Origin of the sequence: Azospirillum brasilense (assembly GCF_005222205.1) — a bacterium.
Lineage (GTDB): Bacteria > Pseudomonadota > Alphaproteobacteria > Azospirillales > Azospirillaceae > Azospirillum > Azospirillum brasilense_G.
The window spans coordinates 143,919-162,291 of record NZ_CP032347.1 but is presented as its reverse complement, the minus strand read 5'-3'; the positions used below and the strand labels follow the sequence as shown (position 1 = coordinate 162,291).

General features: G+C 68.3%; 13 protein-coding genes. 10 read left to right on the top strand and 3 right to left on the bottom strand.

What is annotated here, in order from left to right; translation table 11 throughout:
* Nucleotides 1–54: 54 nt before the first annotated feature.
* Both rffA and D3869_RS22950 read right to left on the bottom strand, forming a co-directional pair.
* Entirely contained in the window at nt 55–1,341 is a 1,287-nt protein-coding gene (gene rffA, locus D3869_RS22955) for a dTDP-4-amino-4,6-dideoxygalactose transaminase (RefSeq protein WP_247895986.1), read from the bottom strand.
* A 606-nt stretch (nt 1,342–1,947) separates the two neighbouring features.
* Nucleotides 1,948–4,746 (bottom strand): carbohydrate-binding domain-containing protein, encoded by a 2,799-nt coding sequence (locus D3869_RS22950; RefSeq protein WP_137142144.1) that lies wholly within the window; start codon nt 4,744–4,746, stop codon nt 1,948–1,950.
* 331 nt (nt 4,747–5,077) lie between these two features.
* Between D3869_RS22950 and D3869_RS22945 the strand changes: the two genes are divergently transcribed.
* A complete protein-coding gene (locus D3869_RS22945) occupies nt 5,078–5,434 on the top strand; it encodes a c-type cytochrome (protein WP_137142143.1) in 357 nt (118 codons plus the stop codon).
* Nucleotides 5,435–5,468: 34 nt separating this feature from the next.
* Here the strand turns inward: D3869_RS22945 and D3869_RS22940 are convergent, their stop codons facing one another.
* Nucleotides 5,469–6,482 carry a LysR family transcriptional regulator gene (locus tag D3869_RS22940; protein WP_432613431.1) on the bottom strand — a complete coding sequence of 338 codons (1,014 nt, stop codon included), beginning with the start codon at nt 6,480–6,482 and terminating at the stop codon, nt 5,469–5,471.
* Between the two features lie 221 nt (nt 6,483–6,703).
* On the opposite strand from D3869_RS22940, the gene D3869_RS22935 reads away from it, so the two are divergent.
* From D3869_RS22935 to D3869_RS22895, 9 genes are all read left to right on the top strand, one after another.
* Nucleotides 6,704–8,017 carry a M20 family metallopeptidase gene (locus D3869_RS22935; protein ID WP_247895985.1) on the top strand — a complete coding sequence of 438 codons (1,314 nt, stop codon included), beginning with the start codon at nt 6,704–6,706 and terminating at the stop codon, nt 8,015–8,017.
* A gap of 40 nt (nt 8,018–8,057) precedes the next feature.
* Nucleotides 8,058–9,668: an ABC transporter substrate-binding protein gene (locus D3869_RS22930; protein ID WP_137142142.1), complete on the top strand. Its 1,611-nt coding sequence runs from the start codon at nt 8,058–8,060 to the stop codon at nt 9,666–9,668.
* Between the two features lie 113 nt (nt 9,669–9,781).
* Nucleotides 9,782–10,762: an ABC transporter permease gene (locus tag D3869_RS22925; RefSeq protein ID WP_014241864.1), complete on the top strand. Its 981-nt coding sequence runs from the start codon at nt 9,782–9,784 to the stop codon at nt 10,760–10,762.
* Nucleotides 10,759–11,631, top strand: coding sequence for an ABC transporter permease (locus tag D3869_RS22920; RefSeq protein ID WP_137142141.1), 873 nt, complete (start codon nt 10,759–10,761; stop codon nt 11,629–11,631). The genes D3869_RS22925 and D3869_RS22920 overlap by 4 nt, the downstream gene beginning before the upstream one ends.
* Nucleotides 11,631–13,295, top strand: a complete 1,665-nt coding sequence (locus D3869_RS22915; RefSeq protein ID WP_137142140.1) for an ABC transporter ATP-binding protein — start codon at nt 11,631–11,633, stop codon at nt 13,293–13,295. Before D3869_RS22920 ends, D3869_RS22915 begins: the two co-directional genes overlap by 1 nt.
* A gap of 10 nt (nt 13,296–13,305) precedes the next feature.
* Complete coding sequence (locus tag D3869_RS22910) at nt 13,306–14,256, top strand: ketopantoate reductase family protein (protein ID WP_137142139.1); 951 nt, start codon at nt 13,306–13,308, stop codon at nt 14,254–14,256.
* 27 nt (nt 14,257–14,283) lie between these two features.
* The gene (locus D3869_RS22905; protein WP_137142138.1) at nt 14,284–15,513 is read left to right on the top strand and encodes a Zn-dependent hydrolase; all 1,230 of its coding nucleotides are present in this window, start codon (nt 14,284–14,286) and stop codon (nt 15,511–15,513) included.
* A gap of 170 nt (nt 15,514–15,683) precedes the next feature.
* On the top strand, nt 15,684–16,745 hold the full coding sequence (locus tag D3869_RS22900; RefSeq protein ID WP_040136159.1) for a histone deacetylase family protein: 1,062 nt from the start codon (nt 15,684–15,686) through the stop codon (nt 16,743–16,745).
* Nucleotides 16,742–18,319 (top strand): acetolactate synthase large subunit, encoded by a 1,578-nt coding sequence (locus D3869_RS22895; protein WP_137142137.1) that lies wholly within the window; start codon nt 16,742–16,744, stop codon nt 18,317–18,319. Before D3869_RS22900 ends, D3869_RS22895 begins: the two co-directional genes overlap by 4 nt.
* Nucleotides 18,320–18,373: the final 54 nt, after the last annotated feature.

The window sequence follows — 18,373 nt, the reverse complement described above, 5'->3', positions numbered from 1 at the left end:
ATTTTCCAACCGTGGAAACCCTCTCGATCAACGCGAACACATTGATCGAGAGGGTCATGCCGGTGGCGTCCCATGTGGCGTTGCGGGTGGCGTTGCGGGTGGCGCTGGCAAAACCTCGCCGGATGCGCTTCGCACCCAAGCCGAATGACGAGCCAACACCTTTGAGGCAGCATAGCCTGTCGTTGCCGCCGCCCTCGAATGGGCCGTACGGAAGAAGTCCTGCACGGCTTCGACCACTTGCCCGGCTCCAGCACCCAGCCCGTACCACATCGGAAGACGCAGCAGCCTTGCGGAGAGATCGGTCGTAACCGGCAATTCCCCCGCGGCGCGCGAATAACGCCGTCCTGCCGGTGCGGTGTGCAGCGGCACGTAATGAAACGGCGCCTGAATACCGGTCGTTCGCAGGTGGGCGATCAACGCATTGCGTTCATCGGCTGTGCGCGCCAGGACGTAATACAGATGCGCATTGTGCCGACACTCGGCCGGGATCACCGGACGGCGCAACAGGCCGCGTTCCTCCAGCGGTGCCAGAGCCTCGTGGTAGGCGTTCCACAAGGCATGGCGCTCCTCGTCCAGCCGCTCGGCATTCTCGAACTGAGCGAGAAGAAACGCCGCCAGCATGTCAGAGGGAAGATAGGACGAACCGACGTCCACCCAGCTGTACTTGTTGACCTCGCCACGGAGGAAGCGCGTGCGGTTTGTGCCCTTCTCGCGGATGATTTCGGCGCGGGTGATCAAATCCGGATCGTTGACGACCAGGGCGCCTCCCTCGCCGGAGATCAGATTCTTGGTTTCGTGGAAGGAGAAGGCCGACAAGGCGCCGAAGGTGCCGAGCGGACGGCCGCGGTACGCGGACATTAGCGCCTGCGCGGCATCCTCGATCACCGCCAGGCCATGCCGGGCGGCGATGGCGCAGATCGCGTCCATGTCGCAGGCGACGCCGGCGTAATGCACCACGCAGATCGCGCGGGTGCGGGGCGTGATCGCCGCCTCGATCAGGCGCTCGTCGATGTTCAGCGTGTCCGGCCGAATGTCCACGAAGACAGGCACCGCCCCGCGCAGCACGAAGGCGTTCGCGGTGGACACGAAGGTGTAGGAGGGCATGATGACCTCATCCCCCGGACCGACGTTGGTCAGAAGGGCGGCCATCTCCAGCGCTGCCGTGCAGGAATGGGTCAGCAAGGCCTGCGGTGCCCCAAGCCGCCGTTCCAGCCACGCGTGACAGCGTTTGGTGAACGCACCGTCTCCGGAAAGGTGCGCCTGCTCCAGGGACTGGCGGATGTATTCCAGTTCGTTACCGGTTAACTTGGGGCGGTTGAAGCCAATCTTCATGTCGCTCATCAGCATCACCTCGCGCTCGGACTCGCCGCAGAACGCCATGGGTCGGGGAGCGAGCGCGGCGAAATGAAGGGCACGGGTGATCGCCCTCCACCGCTCGCCCGCCTGGGACCCGGCGATCCGTGTTTCCTGGATGGCCTGTTGATAGCGTTCCTTGGTCTCGGTCGGGGGTGTCAGTCATTGCACACCCCGGGCCGTCCTGATGCGGTTGCGCCAGCCGCACCGGGCGAACGACACGCAGTCGAACAGGGAAAATCCGTCTATCGAGGAGATGATATCAAAGCGCCCTTTCTAGGACACGTAGCTAGATTGAATGATAATGATGCGCTTACCCGTCAGAGACACATCGGGACGATGTGTAACACCAACGGCAAGTGAATAGTCCCAATGAGGCGCGGCCGATCCCATGTTGGAAGGCATGGGGGCAAGGTTCATTTGGACCGCCGTCTCGATGAGGCGGAACCGTGTCGGCTCTATCACGACGAGAAGGATGGAACGCAGCGTTCGGATCTGCCGATTATCTGGCTGCTGCCCCCGCAGCGCTCAGCAAACAAAGGGGCGGTCCTGTCGACGGACCGCCCCATTTTTCACCAGCCGGCCGAAGCCGCGTTACGCCGCGTGGCTCAGCAGCGACGGGTCGGCGTGGTCGAACAGCGGGTCATAGCCGGCCTCGACCGGCATGGCCGCGTACAAGCTGTTCGCCACCGCATCGGCCACGGCAACCGGAGCGGCCGCCGCCTGCTGGGCCGCGACGTGGCTCCACACGCTGTCCGTCCCGGCGTCGAGCGCCAGCGCCGTGGCCTCTCCGACCGGGGTGGCCGAGGGGAAGAAGCTCTTGTCCGCGTCCACCACCAGCGTGCCGTTCCACCACATCCCGGACTGGCCCTTGACCACGTCCTTGCCGTCCAGCGCGCCCTTGTCGTAGGTGACGACGCCGTCGGTGGGCAGGACGGACTTGCCGTTGATCGTGACCTTGTTGACGAACAGGCTGCGATCCTGCCCGTTCACCACGGCGTCGTTGTCGTACTGGATCTGCACCTTGTGCGCCTGATCGGCGCTCAGGCTGGTGGTGAAGCTGTAGTCCTTGGCCGCGGTGCCGGCCACGCCCTCGCCGACCTTCTGGCCATCGACCAGCAGGTTGAAATGGGCGTTCACCCCGCCCGCGGCGGCGCCGGAAGCGTTGACGGTGATCGTCGTCGTGCTGGGACCGCTCTGCGGCAGCGAGCCGCCCGCGGGGAACTCCTTGGCCGGGGCATCGACGACCAGCGTGCCGCCCCACCACATCGACGACTGGCCCTTGACCACATCCTTGCCGTCGAGCGCACCCTTGTCGTAGCTGACGATGCTGTCGGTCGGGTTGTGGGCGGTGCCGTTGATGGTGATCTTGTTGACGAACAGGTTGCGGTCCTGCCCGTTCACGAAGCCGTCGTTGTCATACTGGATCTGCACCTTGTGCGGCTGCCCGGCGGTCAGCGTGGTGGTGAAGTTGTAGTCCTTCGCCGCCGTGCCGACCGTGGCGTCGCCGATGGCCTTGCCGTCCACCAGCACCTTGAAATGCGCGTTCACCCCGCCCGCGGCGGCGCCGGAGGCGTTGACCTTGATCGTCGTGACGCTGGCCGTGGGGGTCGTCGGAACAGTGGTCGTGGTGTCCACCGCGAAGCCGGCGGAGGCCCCAGCCTTGCCCGCGTTGCCGGCGAGGTCGGTGTAGCTGCCGGCCTTCACCGCGACGTTGGCGTCGGTGATCTTCGTGTTGGTCGAGGGTGTGAAGACGGCGGTGTAGGTGGAGGCGTCCACCGTCTTGAAGCCGCTCAGCGTGCCGCCCTTCACCGTGGTGTCGGCCAGCGCGAAGTCCTTCACCGCCTCGCTGAAGGCGAAGGTGACGAGCGGCGCCTCACCCTTGGTCACGCTGGTGTCGGCGATGCTCACCTTGACCGTGGGCGGCGTGGTGTCGGTCGGGGTGGGGGCCGGCGGGGCGGTGGGGGTGACCGTCGTCCAGCCGGCGGTCGAGGGGTAGGCCTGGGACAGGGTCGAATGCTCGTCCTGCGTGGTCGCGTTCATGTAGGCGGACCAGCTGTCGCCCTCCGGAAAGTCGCCCCAACGCCAGCGGTCACCGTCCGGCATGTAGTAGGTGTTGTTGTCCCACGTGTTGCCGCCGTTCAGCATGCCGGCTTCGTCGTAATCGGCGACGCCGCCCGACTGGCCGTTGCCGTCCTTCGAGACGATGATGTTGTCGTGGATCTTGTTGTTGGTCGTTTTCCAGGTCCCGAACTCGCCGGCGCCGCGGTCCTGCTGGATCATCACGATGCTGTTGGCGCCCTTGACCCCGGTGATGTCGATCTTGTTGCCGTAGGCCTCGACGTTCTGGGAGTTCTGGATCTGGATCGACCCGCCCCACAGCCAGCCCTCAGCCTGCGGCTTGGCGCCGTTGCCGACCATCACATTGTTGCGGATGATGGCGTCGTAGCTGATCTCGTGGGTGATGCCGCCGCCGCTGTTGTTCACGAGCACGTTGTTCTCGTACAGCGTCCCGACATTGTCGATGTCGGTCCACAGGCCGAAGCCGGTGTTGTCGTGGGAGTAGTTGCCGCGGACCACCAGATCGGTGGTGTAGGCGAACTTGGTGCCGCCGCCCTCCCAGAACACGTCGATGCCCGACCAGGCGCCGTTACGCGCGATCTCGTTGCCCTCGACCAGGATCTTGGCGCCGGCGCCGCCGAGCCCCATCTCGCCGTTGTCGTGGACGTAGTTGCCGATGAACTTGCTGCCGTCCTGCGCCGTGGCGCCGACCGCGTAGTTCAGCCGCAGCTCGTTGTCCTGGATGGTCCAGTTGGCGTCGCCCTGGATGGCGCCTTCCTGCGCCGGCGGGGTGTATTTCTCAATGACGAGGTTCTTGACCGTCACGCCCTTCGCGGTGCCGCCGAAGGCGTGGGCGGTCGTCCCGGCCTCCACCTTGTGTCCCGCCGGGTTGTCGCCCAGATAGATCTTGTCGGCGTTGTAGTCGAAGTAGAAGGTTCCCGCCTTCAGCTTCGACAGCGCGTCCACGGGCGTCAGCGGCTTGTCGTCGACATAGACGGTCTCCGGATAGCCGGCGCGCATGGCGCCGGGCGTCGCCTCATCCGTCGCGCGGCGCTCGCCCTGCTGCGTTTGCCCACCGATGACCCAGCGCCCGGCGCTGTCCTGGGTGAAGCCGGTCAGCAGCTTCGACCCGTTCAGCACGGCGCCCTCGGCCCCGATGAAGGTCTGGTTGTCCTTGGGCGTGATCGACTGAAGACGGTACTCGCCCGGCTGCAACCAGAAGGTCGCGCCAGCGGGAGCGCCATTGACGATGGATTGGATGTTGGCGCCCGGTGCGATGACGATCGCACCAGCGGGGGCCGTCAGCGTCTTCGGTCCGTACAGGTTAGCCATATGTCAATGCTCTCTTAAGATGTTGTCTTCTGGTATGAGTTCTCAGGCGTTTTCGCCCTTTGGCATATGCATCTACTACCAATTAGGCGCCCGCTCCTGGCGGGGCATTTTTGTGAGATTCCGTGTATCTTTTGCGAAGACTCCGGGAAGTCGCTGTTTTCCAAAAGAGATTCTTTTGCTTATCAATGTGGCGGCAGCGTGGCGGAAATCTTTGCTTGCGAACTCTGTCCTATCCCGTCCGAGGAATGGACAGGCGGAGGTGGGCCGCCCTACTCTGGAAAATTATTAGCGTTCTCTGATGATCCCGGCATGACCGGAAGGAGGCGCCGCCATGCGGGCCAGCATCCTGCTCGTCGCCCTGACGTTGACGGTTCCGCCCTGCCCGCTCGCGGCGCAAACCAACCCGGATGGGCTTGGAAGCGTCGAATACGGCCGCCGGCTGGCCGAGGAGATCTGCGGGGAATGCCATCACGTATCGGCGGGACGGACAGCCAAGCCGTCCGCGACGGACGAAGGCGTCGAAGCGCCCGACCTGACTGAACGGCTGTCCGATCCGGGAGTGACCGAAATGGCGTTGCGCAGCTACCTGCGCAGTTCGCACCCGGTTATGCCCAACATCCGCCTCACACCCGACGAAACGGACGACATCGTGGCCTATCTGATGACGCTGAAGACGCGGGCACGGTGATCGCGGCGGGCCGAATGGCGCCGCCTGACGGCGCTCACGCGCCGCCGAACTGGCGGTCGATCCACTCGCTCACCGCCGCCGGGTCGAAACGCAGGTCGAGCGGGATGCCGGCGATGGCGGCGCGGCAATGCTCGATGAAGGCCCGCTCCGCCCGGTTCATCTTGGCGGCGGGATTCCACAGCAGATGGATGTCCACCGGCGCCACCCCCTCCTCCGGCGGCAGCGGCCAGAGCAGGCCGTCGCGCACGTCGCGCTCCGCCACATGCCGGGGCAGCGGCCCGATGCCCAGCCCGACGGAGATCATGCGCCGCACCTCATCCAGATTGACCGAGGCGCCGACGATCCGGCTCTCGATCCCTTCCTGCGCGCGGAAGACGGCCAGCGGCGACAGCACCCCGCCGATCTGGTCCGAGGTGAAGGAGACAAACCCCTCGCTGCGCAGATCGCCCAGCGTCAGGCCGGTGCGGCCGAACAGATGGTGCCGCGGCCCGCAATACAGGCGGTAGATCTGGCGGGCGAACAGCGCGTGCTCGACCAGCGGCGGCGGCTCCCGCATCAGGCAGAGACCGAGCGAGCCGGTCTTCTGCTGGATCGCCATGTGAACGTCCGCGCTCGCCATCACGTCCAGCCGGAAGGTCACCTGCGGGTGGGTGGCGTGGAAGCGCTCCAGCAGGGCGTCGAACAGCAGCGACTGGATTCGGCTGGCCAGCAGGATTCGGATGTGGCCGGAAATCTCCTCGCGGATGTCGCGCATCAGGACGGCGAAGCGGGAGATGTTGCCGTAGATCTCCAGAACCTCGGCGTAGATGATCTCGCCGGCCTCGGTCACGCGGAAGCGGCCCTGCCCGCGCTCGATCAGGCTGCGGCCCATCTGGTCCTCCAGCCGCTTCAGGGCCTGGGACACCGCCGGCTGGGTCAGCCCGAGACGCTGCGCCGCGCGGGTCAGCCCCTGCTCCTGCACGATCACCATGAAGGTGCGCAGCAGGTTCCAGTCGAGCTGGTGGCCCAGCCGTTCCAGATCGCGCGCCGTCATCGGAGGAAAACCCATCGCCATAAATCCTGCTTATGTCGGCAATGAGGATTATCGATTTGGCGGACGATGAGAAGCTGAATTGTAATACGCCAGTCGTCAGCGGTCGATCCCCGGCTTCGCCCAACCAGGCAAAACCAGGGTCATAGTCCGAAAGTCGAAATCGCCACAGTTTCTTTCCGGAGATTTACCGACACACACGGACGACTGCGCGGCGGAGTGGTAAGAACGGAGTCGTCATGCCCGCATCCCACGAGGGTGAGCGGAGCATTGCAGCCGTGGACCGGGATGCGATCCTGGGCGCGGTCGCGACGCTGCGCGAGGATGGAGTGAGCCTGCTGTCCGATCTGGTCCGGAGCCCCAGCCTGCTGGGGCAGGAAGGCCCGGCGCAGGATCTGATGGAACGGATCTTCCGGGACATGGGCCTGGAGGTGGACCGCTTCGCCATCGACGAGGAGGCGCTGAAGGCCCAGCCCGGCTGGTCCCCCTCGCTGATCTCCTACGAGGGCCGCGAGAACGTCGTCGGCGTCCACAAACCCCGGCGGGCGACCGGCAAGTCGCTGATTTTGAACGGCCACATCGACGTGGTGCCGACCGGGCCGGAGGAGCTGTGGTCCGCCCCGCCCTTCGAGCCGGTCGTCCGCGACGGCCGCCTCTACGGGCGCGGCGCCGGCGACATGAAGGCGGGCATCGCCGCCTACGTCATGGCCTTCAAGGCGCTGCAAAGCCTGGGCGTCCAGCCCGCCGCCCCGGTCTATCTTCAGTCGGTGGTCGAGGAGGAATGCACCGGCAACGGCGCGCTCGCCTGCGTCGCCCGCGGCTACAAGGCCGACGCCGCGGTGATTCCGGAACCCTTCAACCACACGCTCCAGATCGCCCAGGTCGGCGTGATCCGCTGCGAGCTGGAGGTGACCGGCCGCCCCGCCCATGTGCTGGACACCGGCGCCGGGCTGAACGCCATCGAGGCGGCCTTCCGCGTGCTCAAGCATCTGAAGGCGCTGGAGTCGGCCTGGAACCACCCCGACGGGCGGCATCCCGCCTACGCGCACCATCACCACCCCTACAACCTGAACGTCGGGCACATCGAGGGCGGCGAATGGGCGTCCTCCGTCCCCACCCGCTGCCGGATGGAACTGCGCTTCGGCTTCCCGCCCGGCCGCGCCGCCGCCGAGGTCAGCGCCGAGATCGAGCGCGCGGTGGCCGAGGCCTGCCGCGGCGACTCCGACCTCAAGGGAATCGACGCCCGCGTCATCTTCCGCGGCTTCCAGGCGGAGGGCTGCACGCTGGACCCCGATCACCCGATGCTGGAGGCGCTGGACGCCGCCCATCGGTCGATCTTCGGGACCCCGGCGCCGAAGCTGGCCCAGACCTGCACCACCGACGTCCGCAACTTCCTGCTCTACGGCGACACGCCGGCCACCTGCTACGGCCCGGAGGCGGAGCGCATCCACGGCATCGACGAGTCCGTCTCGCTCGACAGCGTGGCGAAGGTGACCGCCGTGCTCGCCCTGTTCATGGCCGACTGGTGCGGCCTGGAACCCATCGATCCATAACGGTCGCGTGACGAGAATCAACAATAAGGGGGCTTCAGACATGAGCAATCGTTTGCGTCACTTTCGTCAAACCCTGACCGCCGCGGCGCTGGCCGCCGCCCTGGCGGCGCCGCTGGCGCTGACCGTGCCCGGCGTGGCCGCGGCGCAGGAGCGCGGCGGCACGATGAACATCATCGTCCAGCCGGAACCGCCGATCCTGGTGCTGGGCCTCAACCAGCAGGGTCCGACGCAGACGGTCGCCGGCAAGATCTACCAGGGCCTGCTGACCTTCAGCTTCGACCTGAAGCCGCAGCCGGAACTGGCGGAAAGCTGGGAAGTCTCGCCCGATGGCAAGGTCTACACCTTCAAGCTGGTGAAGAACGCCAAGTGGCACGACGGCAAGCCCTTCACCGCCCACGACGTGGTCTTCTCCACCTCCAAGCTGCTGATGGAGACCCACCCGCGCGCCCGCGCCACCTTCTCCAAGTGCGAGAAGATCGAGGCGCTGGACGACTACACCGTCCAGTTCACGCTGAAGGAGCCGTTCGGCCCGTTCCTTCAGGCCTTCGAGGTGTCGTCGGCCCCGATGATGCCGAAGCACATCTATGAAGGCACCGACTTCAAGGCCAACCCGGCCAACGCCACCCCGATCGGCACCGGCCCCTTCAAGTTCAAGGAGTGGAACAAGGGCTCCTACATCCACCTCGTCCGCAACGACGAGTATTGGAAGGCCGGCAAGCCCTATCTGGACGACATCTATTTCCGCGTGATCCCCGACGCCGCCTCGCGCGCCGTCGCCGTGGAGCAGGGCACCGTCCAGCAGACCCAGTTCAACGACATCGAGACCTTCGACGTCCCGCGCCTGAAGGGCCTGCCCAACGTCGAGATGACGACCAAGGGCTACGAGTTCTTCGCGCCGCTGTCCTGGATCGAGATCAACACGCGCAACAAGCCGCTGGACGACAAGCGCTTCCGGCAGGCGATGATGCACGCCATCGACCGCAAGTTCATCCGCGACAAGATCTGGTTCGGCCTCGGCCGTCCGGCGACCGGCCCGGTGAACTCGGTCACCCGCTTCCACGAGTCCAACGTCCGGAAGTACGACTTCGACCCGAAGAAGGCCGAGGCGCTGCTTGAGGAGGCCGGCCTCAAGAAGGGCTCCGACGGCACGCGCGCCAAGGTCCGCCTGCTCGTCATGCCCTATGGCGAGACCTGGACCCGCCTCGGCGAGTATGTGAAGCAGGCGATGAAGCGCGTCGGCGTCGACGTGACGCTGGAGACCACCGACGCCGCCGGCTGGGTCAACCGCGTGTCCAACTGGGACTACGACCTGACCTTCAACTTCGTCTACCAGTACGGCGACCCGGCGCTCGGCGTGTCGCGCACCTACGTGTCGGAAAACATCCGCAAGGGCGTGATGTTCTCCAACACCATGGGCTACGCCAACCCCGAGGTGGACAAGCTGTTCGCCCAGGCCGCCCAGACCAACAAGGACGAGGAGCGCCAGCAGCTCTACTCCGCCGCCCAGAAGATCCTGGTCGAGGACGTGCCGGTGGCCTGGCTGCTGGAGATGGAATTCCCGACCTTCGTGGACAAGCGCTTCAAGAACGCCGTCACGACCGCCATCGGCGTGAACGAGAGCTACGACAGCGTCTACATGGTCAAGAAGTAAGAAAAGGGAGCGGTTGCCCCCCACCCTTCCCACGCTGCGCGTGGGCCCCTTCCCTTCCCTGCGAAGCGGGGGAGGGTTAGGGAGGGGGCAAAACGCATCCCGGGAGTGACAACATGCCCCGCATCGCCCTATTCATCTCACAGAGGCTGGTGAAGGCGGTCTTCGTCATTCTGGCGATCGCCGTGTTCAACTTCTTCCTGGTCCACGCAGCGCCCGGCGACCCCGCCGCGGTGATGGCGGGCGAGGCCGGGGCCGCCGATGCCAAGTTCGTCGAACAGCTCCGCCAGCAGTTCGGCCTCGACCGCCCCCTGTACGAGCAGCTCGGCACCTACATGTCCAAGGTGGTGCAGGCCGACCTCGGCTATTCCTACCGCCAGCAGCGTCCCGTCTTCGACCTGCTGATGGACCGCCTGCCCGTCACCCTGTCGCTGACGCTGACCGCCTTCGTGCTGGCCCTGCTGGGCGGCGTGGCGCTCGGCACGCTGGCGGCGATGCGCGCCGGCACCTGGTCGGACACCGCCATCACCGTGGTCGGCCTGACCGCCTACGCGACGCCGATCTTCTGGATCGGCCTGATGCTGATCCTTCTCTTCTCGGTCAATCTCGGCTGGCTGCCCGCCTTCGGCACGGAGAGCATCGGCGCCGGCTACACCGGCTGGGACGCCTTCCTCGACCGGGCGAAGCACCTCGTGCTGCCGGTGACCACGCTCGGCCTCTTCTACATGGCCGTCTACACCCGGCTGACCCGCGCCTCGATCCTGGAGGTGCGCGACATGGACTTCGTCAAGACGGCGCGGGCCAAGGGCCTGCCGGAATGGCGCATCGTGTCGGTGCACATCCTGCGCAACGCCATCCTGCCCGTCATCACCGTTGCGGGGTTCCAGGCGGGGCACCTGATCGGCGGCTCCATCCTGATCGAGACCGTCTTCGCGCTCCCCGGCATCGGGCGCCTCGCCTTCGAGGCCGTGTTGCAGCGCGACTATCAGGTCCTTCTGGGCATCTTCCTTCTGACCTCGGTGGTGGTGGTGGTGTTCAACCTGCTGACCGACCTGATCTATTCCCTCGTCGATCCGCGCATCGAGGTGGCGCCATGACCGCCGCGGCCATCACCCCCGCCCGCAAGGGGTCCGGCTTCTGGAGCGCCTTCGCCCGCAACAAGGGCGCGGTGATCGGGCTGGCCTTCCTGACCCTGGTCATCCTGATGGCGGCCTTCGCCGATGTGCTCTACCCGGCCAGCCCGTGGGACATGACCGCGATGCCCTTCCAGCCGCCGCTGTCGGAGGACGCTCTGCTCGGCTCCGACACGCTGGGCCGCGACATCGCGGCGGGCATCGCCCACGGGGCGCGGGTGTCGCTGCTGATCGGGCTGACCTCGACCGCCGTCGCCGTGCTGATCGGCGTGTTCCTGGGGGCCGTCTCCGGCTTCTACGGCGGACGCGTCGACGATCTGGTGATGCGCTTCACCGAGCTGTTCCAGACCATCCCGAACTTCGTCCTGGCCGTGGTGCTGGTGGCGATCTTCACGCCGTCGCTGACCTCCATCGTGCTGGCCATCGCCATCGTCTCCTGGCCGCCGCTGGCGCGGCTGGCGCGCGGCGAGTTCATGAGCCTGCGGAGCCGCGAGTTCGTGCACGCCGCGGTGACCACCGGCCAGTCGAACATGACGATCATCTGGCGCCAGATCCTGCCCAACAGCCTGTCCCCGATCATCGTGTCGGCCTCGCTGATGGTGGCGACGGCGATCCTGCTGGAAAGCTCCCTCTCCTTCCTCGGGCTCGGCGATCCGAACCTGATGAGCTGGGGCTACATGGTGGGCGCGGCCCGCACCGTGATCCGTCAGGCCTGGTGGATGAGCTTCTTCCCCGGCATCGCGATCCTTCTGACCGTGCTTGCCCTCAACCTCGTGGGTGAAGGGCTGAACGACGCGCTGAATCCCAAGCTGGCGCGAAAGGGCCGTTCCTGATGACCGAGACGCCTCTCCTCGACGTCCGCAACCTGACCATCGACCTGCCGCGCGGCGCCGACCGGCCGCACGCGGTCCAGGACCTGACCTTCACGCTGGAGCCCGGGGAAATCCTCTGCGTGGTCGGCGAGTCCGGGTCGGGCAAGTCGATGACCGCGCACGCCGTGCTGGGCCTGCTGCCCAAGGCGGTGAAAGTCTCCTCCGGCGAGATCCGTCACCAGGGCACCAACGTGTTCAGCCTGCCGGAGCGCGACCAGCGCGCGCTTCGCGGCGGCCGCATCGCCATGATCTTCCAGGAGCCGATGACGGCGCTGAACCCGCTGATGCGGGTCGGCGACCAGATCGACGAGGTCCTGCGCTACCACACCACGCTCGACCGCGCCGCCCGCCGGGCGCGCGTGGTGGAGCTTCTCGCCTCCGTCGGCCTGCCGGAGCCGGACCATCTGCGCCGCAGCTACCCGTTCCGCCTGTCGGGCGGCCAGCGCCAGCGCGTGATGATCGCCATGGCGCTGGCGGTGGAGCCGGACATCCTGATCGCCGACGAGCCGACGACCGCGCTCGACGTCACCACCCAGAAGCAGATCCTGGAGCTGATCCAGGACATCCAGGCCAAGCGCCGCATGGGCGTGATGTTCATCACCCACGACTTCGGCGTGGTGGCGGAGATCGCCCACCGCGTGGCGGTGATGCAGCGCGGCCAGATCGTCGAGATCGGCACCGCCGAGGAGGTCTTGAACCGGCCGCAGCATCCCTACACCCGCCAGCTCATCGCCGCCGTCCCGCACCTGATTGAGCACCGCGAGGACTTCACCCGCGCGCGCCAGCCGGTGCTGACGGCGGAGAAGGTGTGCAAGACCTTCCACCTCGGCGGCGGCTTCTTCACGCCGGGGCGCAAGGTGGTGGCGGGCGACGACCTGTCGCTGACCATCCACCAGGGCGAGACGGTCGGTCTGGTCGGCGAGTCCGGCTCCGGCAAATCGACGCTCGGCCGCTCCATCGTCGGGCTGATCAAGCCGGATTCGGGCAAGATCCTGTTCGAGGGCGTCGATCTGCTGTCGCTGTCGCGCCCGGCCTTCCGGCCTTACCGGCGGCACGTGCAGATGGTCTTCCAGGACCCCTACGCCTCGCTGAACCCGCGCCACACCGTGGGCGACATCATCACCCAGGGGCCGGTGGCCTTCGGCGAGGACCGCCACAAGGCGCTCGACAAGGCGAAGGCGCTGCTGAAGCTCGTCGGGCTCGACGCCTCGGCGGCGGAGCGCTTCCCGCACGAGTTCTCCGGCGGGCAGCGCCAGCGCATCTCGATCGCCCGCGCCCTGGCGCTGGAGCCGAAGCTGCTGATCGCCGACGAGCCGGTGTCGGCGCTCGACGTGTCGGTGCAGGCGCAGGTGCTCGACCTGCTGGAGGATCTGCGGCACCGGCTGAACCTGTCGATGCTGTTCATCACCCACGACCTGCGAATCGCCGCCCAGATCTGCGACACCATCGCGGTCATGCAGAAGGGCCGCATCGTCGAGATCGGCCCGGCGAAGGAGGTGTTCGGCAACCCGCAGCACGCCTACACCCGCACCCTCCTGGACGCCATCCCCGGCAAGGGCTGGACCATCCCGGAGGACGTGGTTCCGGTGACGCGGCGGTCGGCCGCCCTGCGCAACAGCGCCTGACGGGGCGGGGATGAAGGTCGCCGTCATCGGGGCCGGGGCGGTCGGCGGCTTGATCGCCGCGCGGCTGACCGCCGCCGGGCTGCCGGCCGCGCTGGTCGCCCGGCGGCGGACGCTCGACACGCTGCGGCGCGACGGGCTGACGGTCGAAGGCCCCTCGGGCCGTCCGGTGACGGTGCGGCCCCTGGTGACCGACGACACGCTGGCCCTCGGCCCGCAGGACGTGGTGGTGCTGGCGGTGCCCTCCCCCCTGCTGACCGAGGTTCTGGACCTGCTGCTTCCCCTGCTGGGGCCGAAGACGCGGCTGGTGCCGGTGGTCGGCGGCATTCCCTGGTGGTATCCGGCGGATGAGGCCATCGGCGGCCCGTTGGCTGTGGTCGATCCCATGGGGCTGCTGTCGGACGCCATCCCGGCGGACCGCATCGTCGGCGCCGTCGCCCGCGTGGCGGTGGAGCGGCGGACCCCCGGCTATCTGCGGCATCTCGGCGGGCTGCGGCTCGCCCTCGGACCGGCAACGGGGAACGACGGAGCCCGTGATCTGGCGGCTCTGTTCGGGGCGGGCGGCTTCAACGCGCTGGCCGTGCCGGACATCCGGGCGGAGGTGTGGACGGCGCTGCTGGCGCCCTTCGCCTTCGGCCTGCTCGGCCTCGCCACCGGCAAGACGGCGCAGGAGATCGCCCACGACGACGCCCTTCAGCCCGGCTTCGCGGCGGTGGTGGAGGAAATGCTGGCCCTCTCGGCGGCGCTCGGCCATCCGGCGACGGCGAAGGTCGAGGATGTGTGGACCATGGCCCAGCATCCGGGCCGCATCCGTCCGGCGCTGCGCGCCGACGTGGCGGCGGGCCGGCGGGCGGAGATCGAGGCGGTGCTGGACGCGCCGCTGGAATTGGCAAACAGGGCGGGGCTGAGCCTGCCCACGGTGACCGGGCTGCTGACCGCGGTTCGCGCCGAGCCTCAACACTAATTCGGAATTGGGATCGGGATAGGGACCATGTCTGACCTGCGCATCGACGGCGACCGCCTGTGGCGGACCCTGATGGACCTCGCGACGATCGGCGCGACGCCGAAGGGCGGCCTGTGCCGGCTGGCGCTGACCGACCTCGACAAGGAAGGGCGCGACCTCTTCGTGCGCTGGTGCGAGGAGGCCGGCTGCACCGTGAGCGTGGACGAGGTGGGCAACATCTTCGCCCGCCGCCCGGGCCGCAACCCCGACCGCCCCGCGGTCTGCATGGGCAGCCATCTGGACACCCAGCCCACCGGCGGCCGCTTCGACGGCATCTACGGCGTGCTGGCCGGGCTGGAGGTCATCCGCAGCTTCAACGACCAGGGCATCGAGACGGACGCCCCCATCGACCTGATCGTCTGGACCAACGAGGAGGGCGCGCGCTTCTCCCCGCCGATGCTGGGCTCCGGCGTGGCGATGGGCGTGTTCACGCTCGACCATGTGCTGGACATCCGCGACACCGACGGCGTCCGCCTGGGCGACGAGCTGGCGCGCATCGGCTACAAGGGCGAGGTCCCGGTCACCGGCCACGCCATGGGCGCCTATTTCGAGGCGCACATCGAGCAGGGTCCGGTGCTGGAGGCCGAGGACGTCGAGATCGGCGTGGTGACCGGCGCGCAGGGCCAGCGCTGGTACGAGGCGACGGTGACGGGCCGCGAATCCCACGCCGGGCCGACGCCGATGCGCCTGCGCCGCGACGCGCTGGCCGGTGCGGCCGTGATGATGGAGGCTGTGGAGGCCATCGCGCTGGAGGTCGGCGGCGACGCCTGCTCGACCATCGGGCGCGTCCAGGTCCACCCGGACTCCCGCAACGTCATTCCCGGCCGCGTCTGGTTCACCATCGACCTGCGCAACCCGGACCCCGACGCGCTGGCCCGCATGGACGCGCTGCTGCGCGAGCGGCTGGCCGCCATCGCGGACAAGCGCGGCCTGACTCTGGAGCTGACCGACTTCTGGGCCTTCCCAACCACGCCCTTCGCGCCGGAGCTGGTCGGCCACGTCCGCCGCTCGGTGGAACGGCGCGGCCTCAGCCACCGCGACATCGTGTCCGGGGCGGGCCATGACGCGGTCTATGTCGCGCGCAAGGTGCCGACGGCGATGATCTTCATCCCCTGCGAGAACGGCCTCAGCCACAACGAGGCGGAGAACATCAAGCCCGAGCACGCCGCGTCCGGCTGCGCGGTGCTGGCCGACGCGGTTCTGGCCGCGGCTGGGTAACATCCATCTCTCCCTCTCCCGTCCCGGGAGAGGGTGCCCGCGCCAGCGGGCGGGTGAGGGTACCGCCAAGAATCAGCGCCTTGATCCTCGAACGACCCTCACCCGGCGCCTCGCGGCGCCACCCTCTCCCGAGGCGGGAGAGGGGATCAATTCCTTCCGGGAGCCTGTCCATGCGCTACGTCTTTGCCGAGGCCCAGTTGCGCCATCGTCCGCCGACCTTCCTGGTGCGCGGCCAGCCGAAGCCCTCGCCGGAGAAGGCGGAACGGGCGGAGGCGCTCGTCGGCTCCCTGCGGGCGCGCGGCGCGACGGTGGAGGAACCGCCGTCCTACGGCGCCGGCCCGCGCGCGGCGGTCCATTCCGCCGATTACCTGCGCTTCCTGGAAACCGCCCACGCCCGCTGGTCGGCCCTGCCCGACGCGTCGGAGGTCATCGTCCCCAACGTCCACCGCAACACCGACATGGCCGAATATCCCACGGGCATCGTCGGTCAGGCCGGCTGGCACATGGCGGACACCGCCTGCCCGATCGGCGCCGGAACCTGGGAGGCGGTCTGCGGCGGCGCCGACACGGCGGTCCACGCGGCGCTGATGGTGGCGAGCGGTCGGGAGCGCGCGGCCTACGCGCTGTGCCGCCCGCCGGGTCACCACGCCTCGCGCGATATGGCCGGGGGCTTCTGCTACATCAACAACGCCGCCGTCGCCGCCCAGGCGATGCTGCCGGTGCTGGCCCAGCAGGGCCGCGCGCCGCGCGTCGCCGTCTTCGACGTGGACGTCCATCACGGCAATGGCACGCAGGCGATCTTCTACGAGCGCGACGACGTGCTGGTCGTGTCGATCCACGGCGATCCCAACAACTTCTACCCCTGGTTCGCCGGCTACGCGCACGAGCGCGGCAAGGGTCGCGGCCTGGGCAGCAACCTGAACATCCCCCTGCCCATGGGCACCGAGGAGTCCACCTTCCTCGACGCGGTGGACGGGGCGCTGACCCACATCGCCGCCTTCGGGCCGGAGGCGCTGGTGCTGTCGCTGGGCTTCGACACCTACGTCGGCGACCCGCTGGCCTTCTTCAAGGTGACGACGCCGGGCTTCGCCACGCTGGGCCGCAAGATTGCGGGTGCCGGCCTGCCGACTGTGGTTGTGCAGGAGGGCGGTTACGACTGCGACGCGCTGGCGGTGAATCTCGCCAGCTTCCTGGACGGTTTCGAGGGCGGACTCACGGAGGCGGCACGATGACCGGCGTAAAAATCCCAGGTGCGAAAATCCCGGGCGCGGAAATTCTGGTTCGGACGCTGGTGGCGAACGGTGTCGACACCTGCTTCGCCAACCCCGGCACGTCGGAGCTGCACGCGCTGGCCGCCTTCGACAGCATGCCCGGCGCCCGTTGCGTGCCGACGCTGTTCGAGGGGGTGGCGACGGGCGCGGCGGACGGCTACGCCCGCATGACCGACCGCCCGGCGGCCACGCTGCTGCATCTCGGGCCGGGGCTGGCGAACGGGCTGGCCAACCTGCACAACGCCCGGCGCGCCTGCGTGCCGATGGTCAACATCGTCGGCGACCACGCGACGTGGCACCGCGGCGTCGACGCGCCGCTGACCTCCGACGTGGAGGGGCTAGCAAAGCCCATGTCGGCCTGGGTGCGCACGGTGCCGGACGCGGCCTCGGTCGCCTCCAACACGGCGGAGGCCATCCGCGCCGCGCTGACCCCGCCGGGCGGCGTGTCGACGCTGATCCTGCCGTCGGACTCCTCCTGGGACGACACGGCGGCGGTGGACCCGATCATCGTGGAGCCGCCCGCCCCCGCCGCCCCGGACGCCGACGCTCTGCGCGCCGCCGCCGACGCCCTGCGGAGCGGGGAGCGGGTGGTCGTTCTGCTGAACGGCCGCGCCACGCGGGCGGAGGGGCTGGCCCTGGCCGGCAGGATCGCCGCCGCGACCGGCGCCACGCTCTACGCCCACACCGGCGCCACCCGCATCGAGCGCGGGGCGGGCCGCGTGACGGTGGAGCGCTTCCCCTACCCCATCGACCTCGGCATCGCCGCGCTGGCCGGGGCGAAGCATATCGTCCTGATCGGTTCGGGCGAGCCGGTCGGCTTCTTCGGCTACCCGAACAAGCCCAGCCGCCTAGCGCCCGAGGATTGCCGCATCCACAACGTCGCCCCGCCGGGCGCGGACGCCCTCGCGGCTCTGCGCTGGCTGGTCGAGGCGGTGGGCGCCGCCGAGGCATCGGTTCCGGCGCAGCCGCTCGCCCTGCCTGAACCGGCGACCGGCGCGTTGACCGCCGAAAGCGTCGGGCAGTCCCTGGCGGCCCTGCTGCCGGAGGGCGCCATCGTGGTGGACGAGGGGATTTCCTCCAGCCCGATGGTCTACACGGCCTGCGCAGGGGCGCGCCCGCACGACTGGCTGACCATCACCGGCGGGGCCATCGGCATCGGCATGCCGCTGGCGCTGGGTGCGGCCATCGCCTGCCCCGACCGCAAGGTGGTGACGGTCCAGGCGGACGGCAGCGGCATGTACACGCTCCAGGCCCTGTGGAGTCAGGCGCGCGAGAACGCCGACGTGGTGACCATCATCTTCGCCAACCGCCGCTACGGCATCCTGCAATGGGAGCTGGGCAACCTCGGCTTCCGCGACATGGGTCCGAACGCCCGCAACTGCACGGAGCTGGGCCGCCCCGACCTCGACTGGGTGGCGCTCGCCCGCGGCATGGGGGTGGAGGGGGGACAGGCCACCGACGCGGAAAGCTTCAACCGCCTGCTGACGGCCGCCTTCGCCCGCAAGGGCCCCTTCCTGATCGAAGCGGTGATCTGAACAGGCCCTCTCCCGCCCCGGGAGAGGGGATCGGGCAGAGGAAGAAGAAACGGG

Bases quoted from the DNA above. Each gene is read 5' to 3' on its own strand.
- D3869_RS22905 (WP_137142138.1), top strand. From the start codon at position 14,284: ATGTCTGACCTGCGCATCGACGGCGACCGCCTGTGGCGGACCCTGATG.
- D3869_RS22920 (WP_137142141.1), top strand. From the start codon at position 10,759: ATGACCGCCGCGGCCATCACCCCCGCCCGCAAGGGGTCCGGCTTCTGG.
- D3869_RS22900 (WP_040136159.1), top strand. From the start codon at position 15,684: ATGCGCTACGTCTTTGCCGAGGCCCAGTTGCGCCATCGTCCGCCGACC.
- D3869_RS22940 (WP_432613431.1), bottom strand. From the start codon at position 6,482: ATGGGTTTTCCTCCGATGACGGCGCGCGATCTGGAACGGCTGGGCCAC.
- D3869_RS22935 (WP_247895985.1), top strand. From the start codon at position 6,704: ATGCCCGCATCCCACGAGGGTGAGCGGAGCATTGCAGCCGTGGACCGG.
- D3869_RS22945 (WP_137142143.1), top strand. From the start codon at position 5,078: ATGCGGGCCAGCATCCTGCTCGTCGCCCTGACGTTGACGGTTCCGCCC.
- rffA (WP_247895986.1), bottom strand. From the start codon at position 1,341: ATGAGCGACATGAAGATTGGCTTCAACCGCCCCAAGTTAACCGGTAAC.
- D3869_RS22910 (WP_137142139.1), top strand. From the start codon at position 13,306: ATGAAGGTCGCCGTCATCGGGGCCGGGGCGGTCGGCGGCTTGATCGCC.
- D3869_RS22915 (WP_137142140.1), top strand. From the start codon at position 11,631: ATGACCGAGACGCCTCTCCTCGACGTCCGCAACCTGACCATCGACCTG.
- D3869_RS22895 (WP_137142137.1), top strand. From the start codon at position 16,742: ATGACCGGCGTAAAAATCCCAGGTGCGAAAATCCCGGGCGCGGAAATT.
- D3869_RS22930 (WP_137142142.1), top strand. From the start codon at position 8,058: ATGAGCAATCGTTTGCGTCACTTTCGTCAAACCCTGACCGCCGCGGCG.
- D3869_RS22925 (WP_014241864.1), top strand. From the start codon at position 9,782: ATGCCCCGCATCGCCCTATTCATCTCACAGAGGCTGGTGAAGGCGGTC.
- D3869_RS22950 (WP_137142144.1), bottom strand. From the start codon at position 4,746: ATGGCTAACCTGTACGGACCGAAGACGCTGACGGCCCCCGCTGGTGCG.